The sequence below is a fragment of the Flavobacterium sp. CFS9 genome, from assembly GCF_041154745.1.
Lineage (GTDB): Bacteria > Bacteroidota > Bacteroidia > Flavobacteriales > Flavobacteriaceae > Flavobacterium.
Genome location: NZ_AP031573.1, coordinates 3,556,873 through 3,573,335 on the forward strand (window position 1 = coordinate 3,556,873; position 16,463 = coordinate 3,573,335).

13 protein-coding genes are annotated in these 16,463 nt (G+C 36.0%); 5 read left to right on the top strand and 8 right to left on the bottom strand.

All coding sequences use genetic code 11. The annotated features are described in order from the left end of the window. Nucleotides 1–11: 11 nt before the first annotated feature. On the top strand, nt 12–812 hold the full coding sequence (locus ACAM30_RS15020; protein WP_369615410.1) for an ABC transporter substrate-binding protein: 801 nt from the start codon (nt 12–14) through the stop codon (nt 810–812). A gap of 674 nt (nt 813–1,486) precedes the next feature. After that, entirely contained in the window at nt 1,487–3,688 is a 2,202-nt protein-coding gene (gene katG, locus ACAM30_RS15025; protein WP_369615411.1) for a catalase/peroxidase HPI, read from the top strand. A gap of 129 nt (nt 3,689–3,817) precedes the next feature. Here the strand turns inward: katG and purU are convergent, their stop codons facing one another. From purU to ACAM30_RS15050, 5 genes are all read right to left on the bottom strand, one after another. Further along, complete coding sequence (gene purU, locus ACAM30_RS15030; RefSeq protein WP_369615412.1) at nt 3,818–4,672, bottom strand: formyltetrahydrofolate deformylase; 855 nt, start codon at nt 4,670–4,672, stop codon at nt 3,818–3,820. Between the two features lie 88 nt (nt 4,673–4,760). Further along, nucleotides 4,761–5,486, bottom strand: coding sequence for a DUF4197 domain-containing protein (locus ACAM30_RS15035; RefSeq protein WP_369615413.1), 726 nt, complete (start codon nt 5,484–5,486; stop codon nt 4,761–4,763). Between the two features lie 249 nt (nt 5,487–5,735). Beyond that, a complete protein-coding gene (locus ACAM30_RS15040; protein WP_369615414.1) occupies nt 5,736–6,356 on the bottom strand; it encodes a hypothetical protein in 621 nt (206 codons plus the stop codon). 52 nt (nt 6,357–6,408) lie between these two features. Next, on the bottom strand, nt 6,409–6,828 hold the full coding sequence (locus ACAM30_RS15045; protein ID WP_369615415.1) for a cytochrome c oxidase assembly factor Coa1 family protein: 420 nt from the start codon (nt 6,826–6,828) through the stop codon (nt 6,409–6,411). A gap of 153 nt (nt 6,829–6,981) precedes the next feature. Beyond that, nucleotides 6,982–8,556, bottom strand: coding sequence for a L,D-transpeptidase family protein (locus ACAM30_RS15050; protein ID WP_369615416.1), 1,575 nt, complete (start codon nt 8,554–8,556; stop codon nt 6,982–6,984). Nucleotides 8,557–8,859: 303 nt separating this feature from the next. Between ACAM30_RS15050 and ACAM30_RS15055 the strand changes: the two genes are divergently transcribed. After that, nucleotides 8,860–12,318 (top strand): methylmalonyl-CoA mutase family protein, encoded by a 3,459-nt coding sequence (locus ACAM30_RS15055; protein WP_369615417.1) that lies wholly within the window; start codon nt 8,860–8,862, stop codon nt 12,316–12,318. 12 nt (nt 12,319–12,330) lie between these two features. Then, nucleotides 12,331–13,287: a hypothetical protein gene (locus tag ACAM30_RS15060; RefSeq protein WP_369615418.1), complete on the top strand. Its 957-nt coding sequence runs from the start codon at nt 12,331–12,333 to the stop codon at nt 13,285–13,287. Nucleotides 13,288–13,914: 627 nt separating this feature from the next. Here ACAM30_RS15060 and ACAM30_RS15065 read toward each other — a convergent pair. Then, entirely contained in the window at nt 13,915–14,301 is a 387-nt protein-coding gene (locus ACAM30_RS15065; RefSeq protein ID WP_369615419.1) for a flagellar motor protein MotB, read from the bottom strand. 296 nt (nt 14,302–14,597) lie between these two features. Between ACAM30_RS15065 and ACAM30_RS15070 the strand changes: the two genes are divergently transcribed. Then, nucleotides 14,598–15,065 (top strand): type ISP restriction/modification enzyme, encoded by a 468-nt coding sequence (locus tag ACAM30_RS15070; protein ID WP_369615420.1) that lies wholly within the window; start codon nt 14,598–14,600, stop codon nt 15,063–15,065. Between the two features lie 51 nt (nt 15,066–15,116). Here the strand turns inward: ACAM30_RS15070 and ACAM30_RS15075 are convergent, their stop codons facing one another. Then, entirely contained in the window at nt 15,117–15,503 is a 387-nt protein-coding gene (locus tag ACAM30_RS15075; protein WP_369615421.1) for a T9SS type A sorting domain-containing protein, read from the bottom strand. A gap of 361 nt (nt 15,504–15,864) precedes the next feature. Continuing rightward, nucleotides 15,865–16,272 carry a T9SS type A sorting domain-containing protein gene (locus ACAM30_RS15080; protein ID WP_369615422.1) on the bottom strand — a complete coding sequence of 136 codons (408 nt, stop codon included), beginning with the start codon at nt 16,270–16,272 and terminating at the stop codon, nt 15,865–15,867. Between the last annotated feature and the right edge of the window lie 191 nt (nt 16,273–16,463).

Genomic DNA, 16,463 nt, shown 5'->3' on the forward strand with positions numbered 1-16,463 from the left:
AATCCAAAAAAATGAAACAAATAGTAGACCAGATCGGTACTTTACATACTTTCGAAACAGCTCCAAAGCGAATTATTTCGTTAGTTCCTTCTCAGACCGAATTACTATACGATTTAGGTTTAGAAGAAAAAATAGTTGGGATAACCAAGTTCTGCGTGCATCCGTATCATTTTAAGTCGACTAAAAAAATGGTCGGAGGAACCAAGAAGATTCATTTTGAAAAAATAAAACTGCTCCAACCCGATATTATCATTTGTAACAAAGAAGAAAATACTCCCGAAATTGTAGCACAGTTAAGTGCTGTTTGTCCCGTTTGGGTGACCAATATTGTTTCAATTGAGGATAATTTTCAAATGATTTCTGATTTCGGACAGCTTTTCAATTGCAGAACCGAAGCTCAGAAATGGAACAATAAACTGCTTTTTGCTTTAGACGATTTTAAAAAATATGTTCAGGACATTCCTGAGAAAAAAACGGCTTACTTTATTTGGAAGAATCCTTATATGGTAGCAGGAAATAATACTTATATTAATGAGTTGTTAAAACTGAATCACTTTAAGAATATTTATGGTGATAAAGGCCGTTATCCCGAAATAGAACTTAGAAAAATGCGTCTGGAAGGCGATCCTGATTTGGTTTTTCTTTCTTCAGAGCCTTATCCGTTCAAAGAAGAAGATGCTTTTGAAATAGGACGTTTTACGCATCATGCCAAGACTATTTTCGTCGATGGCGAAATGTTCTCCTGGCACGGAAGCCGATTATTAAAGGCTTTTCCATACTTTAAATTGCTGCATGAAAGATTGAAGAATTAGTTTTTCTTTTCTTTTTTTGTTTCAGGTTTCAAGTTTCAGGTTGCTATGTTTTGAACATAATTTAACCGCAAAGTCCGCAAAAGTTTTTTGTACATGGTTTTATAAAAAGTGCAAAGTTCACAAAGCTTTATCAATATAAAAACTTTGCGAACTTTGCGAAAAATCTTTGCGGACTTTGCGGTTAGATACACAATCTGATAACCTAAAACAAAACAACAAAAAAATAAAATCCAAAATCCAAATTCCAAGTTCGATGTAAATTGGAATTTGGATTTTTTTTATTGGAATTTATTCAAAAAGTATTAGAATTTAGTCCAAAAAAAATGCCGGCATCTCGAAGACGCCGGCATCATTTAACTAACCAAAACCAAAATAATAAATAACCAGTTTATTACACTACAAAGATCCAACTTATATGGATGTTTTGCTGTTAAGGTTTTGTTATTACTTTGTTGGACATAAGTTAAGATTCTTCAAACTGCTGTTTTGAGCTTTCTGTGGTGTTAAATAATTTTTGATTATTAAAATATAAAAACAATCAATTTTGTTTATTAATATCGCAAAGATAAGTTTGTATATTTGATAAAGTGTTAGATATCAATGAGGTGTGATTTCTTAAAAAAATTAGCATTTGATATAAAACAGTTAATTCTAATCAAAAAAAACAGAAAACAATGAGTGATTCAAACGTAAGTAAATGTCCTTTTCATAACGGACAAATGAAAGAAACTGCTGGTACAGGAACCTCTAATAAAGATTGGTGGCCAAATCGTTTAAATTTAAACATATTACGCCAGCATTCTAGTTTGTCGGATCCAATGGAAAAAGATTTTAACTATGCTGAGGCATTTAAAACTTTAGATCTGAATGCGGTCAAAAAAGATCTTTTTGATCTGATGAAAGATTCGCAGGATTGGTGGCCAGCAGATTATGGTCATTATGGTCCTTTATTTATTCGTATGGCGTGGCACAGTGCCGGAACGTATCGTATCTCAGACGGTCGTGGAGGTGCAAGTTCGGGGAATCAGCGTTTTGCTCCTCTTAACAGCTGGCCGGACAATGGGAATTTAGATAAAGCACGTTTTTTACTTTGGCCAATCAAACAGAAATATGGTAACAAAATCTCCTGGGCCGATTTGATGATCCTGGCAGGTAACTGCGCTTTAGAATCTATGGGATTCAAGACTTTTGGATTTGCTGGCGGAAGAGAAGATGTTTGGGAACCGGAACAGGATGTGAACTGGGGTTCGGAAATAGAATGGCTGGCTACCAGCGATAAACCATTTAGCAGATATACTGGTGACAGAAATCTTGAGAATCCGCTTGCTGCTGTGCAAATGGGGTTAATATATGTAAATCCTGAAGGCCCGGATGGTAATCCTGATCCACTAGGTTCCGGTAGAGATATTAGAGAGACTTTTGCAAGAATGGCGATGGATGATGCGGAAACGGTTGCTCTGGTTGCGGGAGGTCATACTTTCGGAAAAGCGCATGGTGCCGGTGATGCAGCATTAGTAGGAGCTGAGCCGGAAGGTGCCAGCATAGAACAAATGGGAATGGGATGGAAAAGCAGTTTCGGTACCGGAGTAGGTGGAGACGCTATTACCAGTGGAATTGAAGGAGCCTGGAAACCGAATCCGACTACCTGGGATAATGGTTTTTTTGAAACTTTGTTTAAGTACGATTGGAAACTGAGCAAAAGTCCTGCAGGAGCACATCAATGGACACCAACAGATGAAAGCGCTGCTACAACTGTAGTAGATGCTCACGATCCGTCCAAACGACATGCTCCGATGATGACAACAGCCGATATGGCATTGAAATTAGATCCTATTTACGAACCAATTTCAAGAGACTATTACGAGAATTTCGACAAGTTTGCCGATGCTTTTGCGAGAGCATGGTACAAATTAACACACAGAGATTTGGGACCTGTTTCACGTTATCTGGGGCCAGAAGTTCCAAGTGAAATATTGATTTGGCAAGACCCGATTCCTGCAGCTCAAAGCGAGTTGAGTTATAATGATATTGCCGCTTTAAAAGATAAAATTCTTTCCAGCGGACTTTCGATTTCAGAATTGGTAAATACGGCCTGGGCATCAGCTTCTACATTCCGTGGTTCTGATAAACGAGGAGGAGCTAATGGCGCCCGTATTCGTTTTGAACCTCAAATTAGCTGGGAAGTGAATGGAGGAGGACAGGTAAAAAAGGTATTGGCTGCTTTAGAAGCCATACAAAATGATTTTGCTAATTCCGGAAAATCAGTATCGATTGCCGATTTAATTGTTTTAGGAGGATCTGCAGCTATTGAAAAAGCGGCATCAAATGCAGGTTTATCTGTTGATGTTCCTTTTACTCAGGGAAGAGGTGATGCTACTTTAGAGCAAACGGATGTACATTCGTTTCAGGTATTAGAGCCAAAAGCAGATGGATTCCGAAACTATAAAAGTGCCAAAACGGGAGCGATTACCGAAGAACTTTTAATAGACAAAGCACAATTGTTAACCCTGTCTGCACCTGAAATGACAGTGTTAGTGGGTGGTCTGAGAGTGTTGAATGCGAATTATGACGGTTCTAAACATGGTGTGTTTACCGTAAATAAAGAAACATTGAGTAATGATTTCTTTGTGAATTTATTAGATTTGAGAACAGCCTGGAAAGCCAGTGATGAAACCGGTGAAGTTTTTGAAGGACGTAATCGTACTACGGGAGAAGTAAAATGGACCGCAACCCGTGCCGATCTTATATTTGGTTCTAATTCTGAACTTCGTGCTTTAGCTGAGGTTTACGCAAGCAGTGATGCCAAAGGGAAATTTGTTAAAGATTTTGTTTCAGCATGGACTAAAGTAATGAATCTGGACCGTTTTGATGTGTAAAAAGGTTCTGAGGGACAAAGGTTTCTCTTTTATACGAACAAACCCGACAGATTTCAAAAACCTGTCGGGTTTACTTTTTTAAAATATAGGTTGAAAACTTTGTCCCTTTGAACCTCTGTCTCTTTGTACCTAAGAAAAAACAACGGTTTTGTTACTGTAAACTATTGTTTTTCTTTCGGCATGTAATTTTATCGCTCTGGCTAAAACGATACGTTCTAAATCACGCCCTTTCATAATAAAATCCTCAACAGAATGTATGTGTGAAACTCTTGTAATATCCTGTTCAATGATTGGTCCTTCATCCAGTTGTTCTGTCACGTAGTGGCTGGTTGCTCCAATAATTTTCACCCCTCGCTTAAAAGCCGAGTGATACGGTTTGGCACCCGGGAAGGCCGGTAAAAACGAATGATGGATATTAATGATTTTATTCTCGTAAAGCGAAATCAAATTAGGTGTGACAATCTGCATATAACGCGCCAGGACAATGAAGTTAATCTGGTATTTTTTTAACAGTTCAATTTGTTTGGCTTCGCCTTCTTCTTTATTGTCTTTTGTAAATGGAATACAGTGAAAAGGAATATTAAATCGTTCAGCAACTGATCGCAAATCGTTATGATTGCTGATGATGACAGGGATTTCTATATTTAATTCGTTGGCACTGTAGCGACCAAGAATGTCAAACAGACAGTGATCGTATTTAGAGACAAACAAAGCCATTTTAGGTTTATGTTCCTGATTATACAATTCCCACGACATATTAAAGTCGGTGGCAATCGTTTTTGAAAAATTTTCTTTTATCGATTCGGCACTCACATGCTGATTGGTAAGTTCGCATTCCAGTCGCATAAAAAAGACATTTTGCTCTACATCAACATGCTGATCAATATAGGTAATATTTCCTTCTACTTTAGCAATAAAAGTGGTCACTGCGGCAATGATTCCTTTTTGATCTTTGCAGTGCATCAGAATGGTTATTTTTTGCATTTTGGTTTAGGTTATTGGTTAATCGGTTAATTGTTGATTCCTTAATTCTATTAAACGATTTAACAAATCAACAATTAAACAATAAAAGCTATTTTTTGTCCTGCATCGCAAATACTTTCTTCAATAAAGGAGATGTTCTTGCATTAATGTTAGTACGGATGTCTTTTTCTTCTACGGCAATCATTTTAAATACACCTGCCAGAGCCTGATTGGTTGTGTAATCAGTTAGATCCGGGTTTACTTTTCTAACTAAAGGAATGGTGTTGTATTTCTTAATGATTTGTGTCCAGATTACATCAGCGCCTACTTTTTCAAAAGAAGTTTTGATTACCGGATTGAATTTACTGTACAAAGCGGTTGTCGTACTGTTTTGTAAATAACTGGTTGCCGCACTTTCGTTGCCCAACAAAATATTTTTGGCATCGGTAAACGACATGTTTTTAACCGCAGAAACAAAAATTGGTGTAGCTTCTTTAACAGCATCTTCAGCAGCACGATTCATAGCTTTTATACCTTCATCGGCAAGAGAGGATAATCCTACTCTTCGTAAAGTAGCGTCAACCTTTTGTAATTCTTCCGGCATTAGGATTTTTACCGCTTCATTTTTATAGAAGCCGTCAACAGCGGTTAGTTTGCTTACTTGCTGTGTAATTCCTTTGTTCAAAGCTTCCTTTAATCCCGAAGCAATATCAACATTTCCGGTGCCATTAATCTTTGACGACAATTGCGATAGCTGATCTAAAGTTTTTTGGATCTGAGCATTAGAAGTGAAAGAAAATGTAAGCGTAAGTAACAGAAGTAGAATCTTTTTCATTAAAGTGTAATTTTATAAGTTTTCAAAAATACTACTTATTCAAAAATAAAGCCACAATTTTATTTTTGGAGAAGAAACCAATTTGTTGGATACTTAACAGTTTTTTGGGAGGTTCTAAGGTGCAGAGATGCAAAGGTTTTATTTGAATTGAATAATGGTTCTAGGTAGTTTTTTAGAATCAAACTATTTCTTCTAAAAATAAAACTTAGCACCTTAGTAACTCAGGATTTCAGAGCTTCAGTATTTTTTCTAGAAAAAACCTCCATCAAGATTTTTTCGGGATATTTGTTTAATTCCGGTATTGGTATAAGAATAGCTGGATGCTTCCGTCCATTTCCAATTGGAATTAGTATCACTGTCTATGCCAGCTGCCGAGTAGATAATTTTGATGTTATTGTCGGTGGTAGCCATTTTCAGCCAAAGAAAGAATTCCTTATTTTTGGGTGTAGTCTCATTTTTAGAACAATATTGCAGTCTGTCTAAAACTTCGGGATCTTCTTTAAACCATTTTTTTAAAAAAATCAAATGTGTTTCAGAGCACTGATATCCCAGATTCAGAGCCCAAAGGAACTTACATTTTAAGTTGCTTTCGTCTTTTTTTTTATCACCATCCCAGTAACAGTCATGGTCGACACCAGTAGTAACAAATCCAAGTGCAGCCCGCTGTGGATCGGTTAAAGTTTTAATGTAGTCTTCGTTAAGCTGAAGAACACCTTGCTTATTTAACCAAAGTATTTTGATATAATCAGTTTGGGGCGGAACGGTTTTGTTATCAGGTTTTTGGTTTATATTGTGAGGTTCGTTAGTTTGTGAGAAAACGGAATAATTGAAACTTAAAGCTAAGGTTAAAAAAAGCAAACGTAGGCTCATAGTGCGATAGTGTAAAAAAGTATAAGGGAGGAAAGTATTTTGTAAGAGTATTTTATTTTTTTAGCAAATCAATTTTTTCTTTAGTGTCTTCTACATAAAGACTCATTTCGTCGTATTTCCATGTTCCGTTTTTGGTTCCCACTACAAATAAAGTTCCCCTGCTTTTTGAGCCTCTGATTGGAATTTGCAAGTTGCAATGCTCTACACTATTGCTTGAATTAACACTGCCTGAGGCAACTCCGTTGTCTTCAATAGGACTACCCAGTTTCTCCAGCACTATTGCATTATGCTGCGCTTCGTTCATGGCAGATTTATAAGAATCAGATTCTTTGAGCATGGTGGTAACTCCAAAGACAAGTGCGGCTATAAATAAGCCAAACAGCACCACAAGACTTAAACATCCGGTTGGAACAAACCATTTCCAGTTTCTGTCCCACCAGCTTTTTCGAACTTCAGTATAATCGTCTTCCATAAAAAAGGGTAATTTTAGAGTTGCATTTGAGTTAATAAAGATAGTATTATTCTTCTAAACTCTAAATTCAAATCTAAAATTACCCAATCTGAAATTCCCCAATTAAATAATATTCCCCTCAACCCTTTTTTAAAGTTATAATTAGCGTTCTTTTTAGTTAGATACTACTCCCGTCTGAGGAGAAACCGTTTTGTTTAATTCAGCATCTCGCTCATAAACATCCTGAAAGAAACCAATTTCTCCATTTTCATTGACCAGCGAGGTAAAATAAGTAATATAAATAGGTACTTTTTTAGTTAGTTTAAAACTGTTTTCTACTTTGCCCGCCATAGCTTTATCTATTTTATCGGGTGTCCATTCAGGATAATCTTTAAGCATGGCAGTAGCTAATTCTTTAGCCATTTTTACGTTTATACAACCATGGCTGAACGTTCTTTTTTCAAAATCGAATAAAGTTTTAGATGGAGTATCATGCATATAGATGTCATCAGGGTTCGGAAACATAAATTTTACTAATCCTAATGAGTTTTCAGGACCCGGTTTTTGTCTCACCTGACCATTTACTATTTCCATATTCTTTTTGGCTAAATAATTTTTATCCTCAGCGATTTTACTTTTCAACTCATTGTTTACAATACTTTGCGGAACGGTCCAGTAAGGGCTAAAAACGATTCTTTCAATTTCGCCATTAAAAATGGTTGTTTTAGTTAATGGTGCTCCAACAAAGACACTCGAAGACAGTTGCACCTTCCCATTTTTTACATAAATCAATTCGTAGGAAGGAACGTTGACTAAAACATACTCATCGCAACCGGCCATCTGATCCGAAATAGTACGACATCTCTCCATGTTAAGTTTTAGGGTCTCTATTTTATCGGCCAGAGGAACATTCATTTCTTTAATGTGTTCTTCTGCTAAAATATAGTTAGGTTTGAAACCGTTACGAACTTTATACTTCATTACAGCATCCATTAATTCACGGTCGTAAACGTTACTTTTAGAATCATTTTTTAAATCTCCTAATAAGTATAAACGCGTTCTGACTTGGGCGATAGTATTTGAAACAGCATCCGGACGTAAATCTTTATAAGGTGTTTCTTCCGGAACAATAGGCTTCCATTTATTAGAACGGTCTAGTTTTTTATATTTTTTCAGAACGTCCTGTAATTTGTAATATTGATCATATGCTACTTTAATATTTTCAGTGGACGAAGTAGTAGCTTCTTCAATAGTGCTGTAATTTAAAAAATCTTTCAGCATAGCATCATACGAGATTTTTTTCCCGGCATCGGCATTCGTTTTTTTGGCGTAAGCAATATATAAAGAACTCAAAAGCATATCTGCATCTGTTTTAGACAGCTTTGTTGCTGAAGAAGAAAAAAGAGCATCGATTTCTTTTTGATAAGGAACAATCAAATCATTCGTTTTTTTAGCTTTTTGATATAATGCAGAGCCAAACTCATTGATAGTATCTTCATCAAACCAAATAGTTCCCGGAGTTCTGTTTTTGTATAATGACATGACGTCAGATTTATATTTTTTCAAATCAGAATATCTTTTAAAGAAGTCATTTGAAATTTCGTTTACATTATCAGAACCTGAATTCTTGTAAACGGGTGCGACAGTTGAAGTTTTTTTATAAGAAACGTTCTTATGATCAGTTTTGGCAAAAGAAGAAACAAAAAAACTTAGTACTATAATTAGGCTGAGTGGATATAATGTTTTCATTTTTTAAATTTTTACGTTTTTACTTTTGTAGGTAGTTTTAGGTAAAAATTTGGGGATTTTTTGTACTACTAAATTACTTTATGGTATTGATTTACAGGTTCTTGTATTTTGTTTAAATATTTCAAGATTTCCATGTTGTTAACATTTTTATAAGACTTATATAGGATAAATCAACTTAGTATTCAAATTGTTACCCCTCCGAATAAAAAAAGATTCTTTTTTTTTGTTAACAAAAAGATATTAGCATGATCGAATGTTGTAATATTTTGTAAATTGCTCCCTTAAAATTATCATATTCATAAAATGGAACAACAAATACCATATATTCCTAAAAATAAAGTAAGAATTGTAACCGCAGCGTCTCTTTTTGACGGACATGATGCAGCGATAAACATTATGCGTCGTATTATTCAGTCAACCGGAGTTGAGGTAATTCACCTTGGGCACGACCGTAGTGTTGAGGAAGTGGTCAATACCGCTATTCAGGAAGATGCGAATGCGATTGCTATGACATCGTATCAGGGAGGGCATAATGAATATTTTAAATACATGTATGACCTGCTGAAAGAAAAGGGAGCGGGGCACATTAGAATTTTTGGAGGCGGAGGCGGAGTAATTCTTCCAAGCGAAATTTCAGAATTACATGAATATGGTATTACAAGAATTTATTCTCCGGATGATGGTCGTTCTTTAGGTTTACAGGGAATGATTAATGATTTGGTTCAACGTTCAGATTATCCTATTGGAGATCAGTTAAACGGAGAAATCGATCATATCGAAAATAAAATTCCAACCGCAATTGCACGTTTGATTTCAGCAGCAGAAAACTTCCCTGAAATTGCAAAACCGGTTTTTGATAAAATTCACGAAAGCAACACCGATTCTAAAATTCCTGTACTTGGAATTACCGGAACAGGTGGAGCCGGAAAATCATCTTTAGTAGATGAACTGGTTCGTCGCTTTTTAATTGATTTTCCTGAAAAAACTATCGGATTGATTTCTGTCGATCCGTCAAAAAGAAAAACGGGAGGAGCATTACTGGGAGACAGAATCCGTATGAATGCGATCAATAATCCTCGTGTTTATATGCGTTCGCTGGCAACACGTCAGTCGAATTTGGCCTTATCCAAATATGTTGCCGAAGCCATTCAGGTTTTAAAAGCAGCAAAATACGATTTGATCATTCTGGAAACTTCAGGAATCGGACAATCCGACACCGAGATTATGGATCATTCGGATGTGTCTTTATATGTAATGACACCGGAATTTGGTGCTGCAACACAATTGGAGAAAATCGACATGCTTGATTTTGCCGATTTGGTAGCTTTGAACAAGTTTGACAAAAGAGGAGCATTAGACGCTATTCGTGACGTTAAAAAACAATACCAGCGCAATCATAATCTGTGGGATAAAAATCCTGATGAAATGCCGGTTTTCGGAACTATCGCTTCTCAGTTTAACGATCCGGGAATGAATACGCTTTATAAAGCGATCATGGACAAGATTGTAGAGAAAACACAATCGGAGCTGAAATCGACTTTTGAAATTACGAAAGAAATGAGCGAGAAAATCTTCGTGATTCCGCCACACAGAACCCGTTATTTATCTGAAATCGCAGAGAATAACAGATCTTATGATGAAATCGCAGCTTCACAGCAAAAAGTAGCTCAAAAATTATACGGAATTTTTAAAACCATCGAATCGGTTTCAGGGAAAACTCCGCAAATCAATAAAGCCGGAATAGATGACACAAGTGTCTTCCTGAGCGGAGTCGAAGGACTGAAAGCAGCCGAAACGCACGACGAAAACAGAATCTTTTTAAACCTGTTACTCAATCAGTTTGATAAGGTAAAAATGGATTTAGATCCATACAACTGGGAAATTATTTTGAATTGGGACGAAAAAGTAGCCAAATATAAAAATCCGGTTTACTCGTTTAAGGTGCGTGATAAAGAAATTAAAATCGCGACCCATTCTGAAAGTTTGTCGCATTTGCAAATTCCAAAAATTGCTTTACCTAAGTACGAAGCTTGGGGCGATGTTTTACGTTGGAATTTACAGGAAAACGTTCCGGGAGAATTTCCGTTTGCGTCAGGATTGTATCCGTTCAAACGTGAGGGCGAAGATCCGTCAAGAATGTTTGCGGGCGAGGGTGGACCGGAAAGAACCAACAAGCGTTTTCACTACGTAAGTGCGGGATTACCGGCAAAACGACTTTCAACTGCCTTTGATAGTGTGACTTTATACGGAAACGATCCGGATTTACGTCCTGATATTTATGGAAAAATTGGTAATGCCGGAGTTTCGATCTGTTGTCTGGACGATGCGAAAAAACTGTACTCAGGTTTTGATTTGGTTCATGCCCTGACTTCGGTAAGTATGACCATCAACGGACCGGCGCCGATGCTGTTAGGTTTCTTTATGAATGCGGCTATCGATCAGCAATGTGAATTGTACATTAAAGCCAATGATTTAGAAAAAGAAGTTGAAGCTAAAATCAATAAAATATACAAAGAAAAAGGAACAGAACGTCCGAAATATCAGGGCGATCTTCCGGCAGGAAACAACGGTCTGGGATTAATGCTTTTGGGTGTTACCGGAGATCAGGTTTTACCTTTGGAGGTTTATAACGATATCAAAGTAAAAACCTTATCGCAAGTTCGTGGAACCGTTCAGGCCGATATTTTAAAAGAAGATCAGGCACAAAACACCTGTATTTTCTCTACGGAGTTTGCACTGCGATTAATGGGTGACGTTCAGGAATATTTTATTACGCAAAACGTTCGTAATTTCTATTCTGTTTCGATTTCAGGATATCATATTGCCGAGGCTGGAGCAAACCCAATTACCCAATTGGCTTTCACGCTTTCAAATGGTTTCACTTACGTGGAATATTACTTAAGCCGTGGCATGAACATCAACGATTTTGGACCAAACTTGTCGTTCTTCTTCTCGAACGGAGTAGATCCTGAATATTCGGTAATTGGACGTGTGGCACGTAAAATTTGGGCAAAAGCCATGAAAAACAAATACGGAGCCAACGAAAGAGCACAGATGTTGAAATACCATATTCAAACTTCCGGACGTTCGTTACACGCTCAGGAGATTGATTTCAATGATATTCGTACCACATTACAGGCTTTGTATGCGATTTACGACAACTGTAATTCATTGCATACCAATGCTTATGACGAAGCGATTACCACACCAACCGAAGAATCAGTGCGTAGAGCCATGGCGATTCAGTTGATTATCAATAAAGAATTAGGTCTGGCGAAAAACGAAAACCCAATCCAGGGATCGTTCATCATCGAAGAATTAACCGATTTGGTAGAAGAAGCCGTTTTACAGGAATTCGACCGAATCACAGAGCGTGGCGGAGTATTAGGTGCAATGGAAACGATGTACCAGCGTTCTAAAATTCAGGAAGAAAGTCTGTATTACGAAACCTTGAAACACAACGGAGATTTCCCAATTGTGGGGGTAAACACCTTCTTAAGTTCAAAAGGTTCGCCAACGGTAATTCCGGCTGAGGTAATTCGTGCCACCGAAGAAGAAAAACAATATCAAATTACGATGCTGGATAACTTACACCAGTTCCACGAAACAAAAGTAAGCGAGCACTTGCGCCAACTACAGGAAGCCGCCATTAAAAACGAAAACTTATTCGCCCATTTAATGGAAGCGACTAAGGTTTGTTCGCTGGGGCAGATTACTTCGGCCTTGTTTGAAGTTGGCGGACAGTATAGAAGGAATATGTAAAAAACATTTCAAATGTCCGAAATTATCGGACGTTTAAGCAATATTGAAACCTCTCAAGATTTTTGGGAGGTTTTTTTGTTTTTACAAAGCATATTTATGGAGCTAATTGTTACCTTGCTAAAAATAATAGCCCATATGTTAAAAAGATTGAAACATTTATTTACAATTTTAATTGCCGGAATTTCTTTGGTTTCCTGTAGTAATGCCGATGAGGACTCATCAAATAATAATAATGATCCGTTGGTAAAACAAATAAATTTTGAAGGAGCTAATTTTACAGGTTTGCCCGTTTATCCAAGTGAGATAAAATTTAATTTCGAATATGACAATAGCAAAAGATTAATCAAAAAAGTAGGAGGTTATTTAGCAGTCGCTCCTACTACAGGTTATGACAGATATTTTTCAGATAAGGTATGTACATCATTGGTTTATAATGATAATAAGGTTACTGTTGAGAATTTTTATGATTCAGATATTTATACAGTTGCAAAAAGTACCCTTTATTATACTTTAAACAGTGCAAATCTGATTGTAGAAAAAGAAATACCCAATACGATTGCTAATAATTCAAGAAAGTTAGTTTATAAATATTCAGATGGGAAACTTACTGAGATCATAACGAGTTATCCCAATATGAAATACTATGCAAATGATCCTACTGATTTTGTATTGACATTCTCGGAGAAATTTTATTATGATGCCAATAATAATTTGACAAAGACAGAAAGTACAGAGTTGCACAATGGAAAGAGCGAGGGAGAAAAAATCGTAAGGACTTTTGAAGATTATGATACTTCTTATAATCCATATAAGAGAATGCAATTATTGGAAGAATATTTTTATCGTTCGCTTTCCAGAAATAATTTTAGAAAATATAGCGAGACTATTGATCACTATGGGGAGGTTTCAACGAAAAAAACGAGCTGGACATTTGTTTATGATACGCAAGGGAATATAGTAGTGAATTAGTATTAAACAATAAGGATCTCATACAGTTTGTCATTTCGACGCAAGGAGAAATCTTCGTACGCTGAACACGCACTGTTGGGGAGCTACTTGCTAAGATTTCTCCTTGCGTCGAAATGATAAGATTGCGTAAAAACTTTGCGACTTAGCGTCTTTGCGAGATTCTAGGTTTGAACTTTCTCCTTTGCATCCCTGTCTTCCCCTGTTTGTCATTTCGACTGGAAGGAGAAATCTTCGTACGCTGAGCACGCAATGTTGGGGAGCTACTGGTGAAGATTTCTCCTCCGTCGAAATGACAAGATTGCGTAAAAACTTTGCGATTTAGCTCCTTTGCGAGATTCTAGGTTTGAACTTTCTCCTTTGCATCCCTGCCTTGCTCTGTTTGTCATTTCGACGTAAGGAGAAATCTTCGTACGGTGAGCACGCACTGTTGGGAAGCTACTTGCGAGGATTTCTCCTCCGTCGAAATGACAAGATTGCGTAAAAACTTTGCGACTTAGCGTCTTTGCGAGATTCTGAGGTTAGAACTTTCTCCTCCGTCGAAATGACAAGATTGTGCAGAATCTTATAAAAGGTAAAAAAGAAAACCTCCCAAAAATGAGAGGTTTATTTGTATCGATTTAAGTTCTGTTAAGCTTTTGTTTTTACTGGTATTTTGCTCTTCTGCTGTAATTTTGCTATAAGATCATCTGCTTCCTGATTTAGGGAAAGCGATCGCAGCGATTCTGCGTATCGGTAATAATATTCGGGTTCTAAATCGGTGGTGAGGGCGAAAAGTTCGCGGTACCATTTGGCTGCTTTATCAAGATTACATTTGGCATAGCAGGAATTTCCCAGTTTTTGAAATAAATCAACAGATTTATAGCCTTTTGCTGCAACCCTTTCGTAAGTTTTCATCACATCAACGTAGGCATATTTGTCACTTACTTTATCGGTTTGATACAATTTTTCACTTTGAGCGGAGACACGAATAGAAAACAGAGTCAATAGCATTACAATAGCTAATTTTTCTTTCATGCAAATAGATTTAAATGGGGACTTGATATTATTTTTATTTTTTTGGAACAATTTAAAAGCAAGAGAATTATTTAATATTAGCTGATTGTGTTTTTTGCAAATATATCTAAATCAGTAATATAACATGCATTTTGACGATGTTTTTTTGACTTTATCGATAAAATTAGAGTCGAAAACAATAGTAAAATCTTGTCTGGTAAATAATTTCTTATGGATATAAAAACGTTTAAGGCTTGAAATTATTTTAGTTGCGATAAAAAATAATCTAACTTTATAAAGATTTAGAAGACGGCAGTATGAGAATGGAAGACTATTTAAATAAAATAAATAATTTGCTTCTTGTAGAAAATAGAGTTGGGCTTCGTGTTAATGCTGAGTTGGAAGAGCTTATTTTAAAAACAGCGTTAGAGAGTAGTCAAAGCTATTTCAGGCTGGAGATGCTTTTTCAAAAAGCAGACAATACTAGTGTGACATTAAATCCTGAAATTTTTCAATTTATTGCCAATTGTTACGGTTTGCTGTTTATGGATGAGAAAGAAACCGGAAATGTTTGTTTTGTGCACAGTCCGGAATTACGACCTGAGTTTAAACAAAGCTTTACGGCAATTGATGTTTTAGATTTAAGTTATGCTATTTTGCATTCGTCACTTTATAGCGAAGATTTAAAAGTAGGCGAACTAAAAATTCCTATACCACAAGATGTTGCTGTATTTTGGAAACTAGTTCAAATAGGAGAGGAATTACGAGGGAAAGAAAAGGAATAAACAAAAAAAGCATCAGCCCCGCTGATGCTTTTCAATTTCAAGTAAAAACAATTAGCGACGGAAAGCAGGGCTTTTGTTCACTGATTCGTCCATCTTTACAGTTTTTGATTTCTTAGCAGAAACCGTAATTTCATGTTTGGCAACTTTACCATTTTCTTTTACTTCCAGGATGTAAGTTCCGGCAGGATATGCCTCTAAACTTAAAGTTTTTGACGTTTCTAACTGGTTTGAAGAAGTTTCTCCTGTGTAAACCAAATTATTGTTTTCGTCATAGATAGTAAAAACTGATTTCTCAACAGAGTTTAAAGTAAAACTAACTACTTTTCCATTTCCGGTTTTTATATTTAAAATATAATCTCCTTTTCCATCAATTGCATACGTAAAGATTGTTGTTAAAAATACGGCAACAACTAAGCCCACCTTCGTTAAATTTGTCATTTTTTTTTAATTGTTTATTACTATTTTCGAAACGCGTAAAACTACAAATAGAAATTTAATTTTATACAAAAAACTCACTTTTTTCAATGCCTAAATTGCTGAATTAAAGATGTTTCTGTGTTTTACGTGAACTATGTACGTATTTACTGGGATAACGGATGTTTTTATTTTGAGTTTTTTTTTGAGTGTGTAAATTACTCTTTTATAATTATTAAGAATATTTTTCTAAAAATATAAAAATCAGTTGTTTGAGATGAGGGAAGGACACAAAAAAACAGCTCAATAACGACAAAGAGCTGTTTAAAACGTACTATTTTCACTAACTAAATAAATTCGCTTTTTTGGGTAAAGGGGTAAAATTTTAACGTGCTGCGACACTTGATTTTTTGGCAGAAAAACCTGCTTTATAACTCGATGAAATTGCTTTTCTGGACAATACTGTTGTAGCATCGGTTATGGTAATTTCATGTCTTACTTTTTTGATGTTATCCTCAACTTCCAGAAAGTAGGTTCCTGCTGGGAGTTCTTCCAGATTAAAAGTTCTCAATATTCCATCTTTACCTGAAGCATTTTCAGTGTAAAGTGTGCTGCCGTCTTTATCATAAATTGCCAGGTTTGCTTTTTGCACTTTGTTAAGGGCAAATGAAATTAGCTTTCCGTTGGCTTTTAATACATGAAGATTAAAATCTTCATTCCCGTCAATTGCATAGGTACTCATTCCTGTGAAAAGTACTGCACATACTAAACTTAATTTTAAAATCTTTTTCATGACTTTTAGTTTTTAGATTAATAGTTCTAATTATCTGATGCTAAATTACTTAGTGCATGGTGATTTTCTCACAACTCTGTTTTCTTATTTCTATGCTATATTCTCATTTACGAAACCGTTATAGGTTAAAATTTAGATTTTATCCAGTGCTATTGTTAATTTGATTGTGATTTTTTAATGTTTGCTTAAAT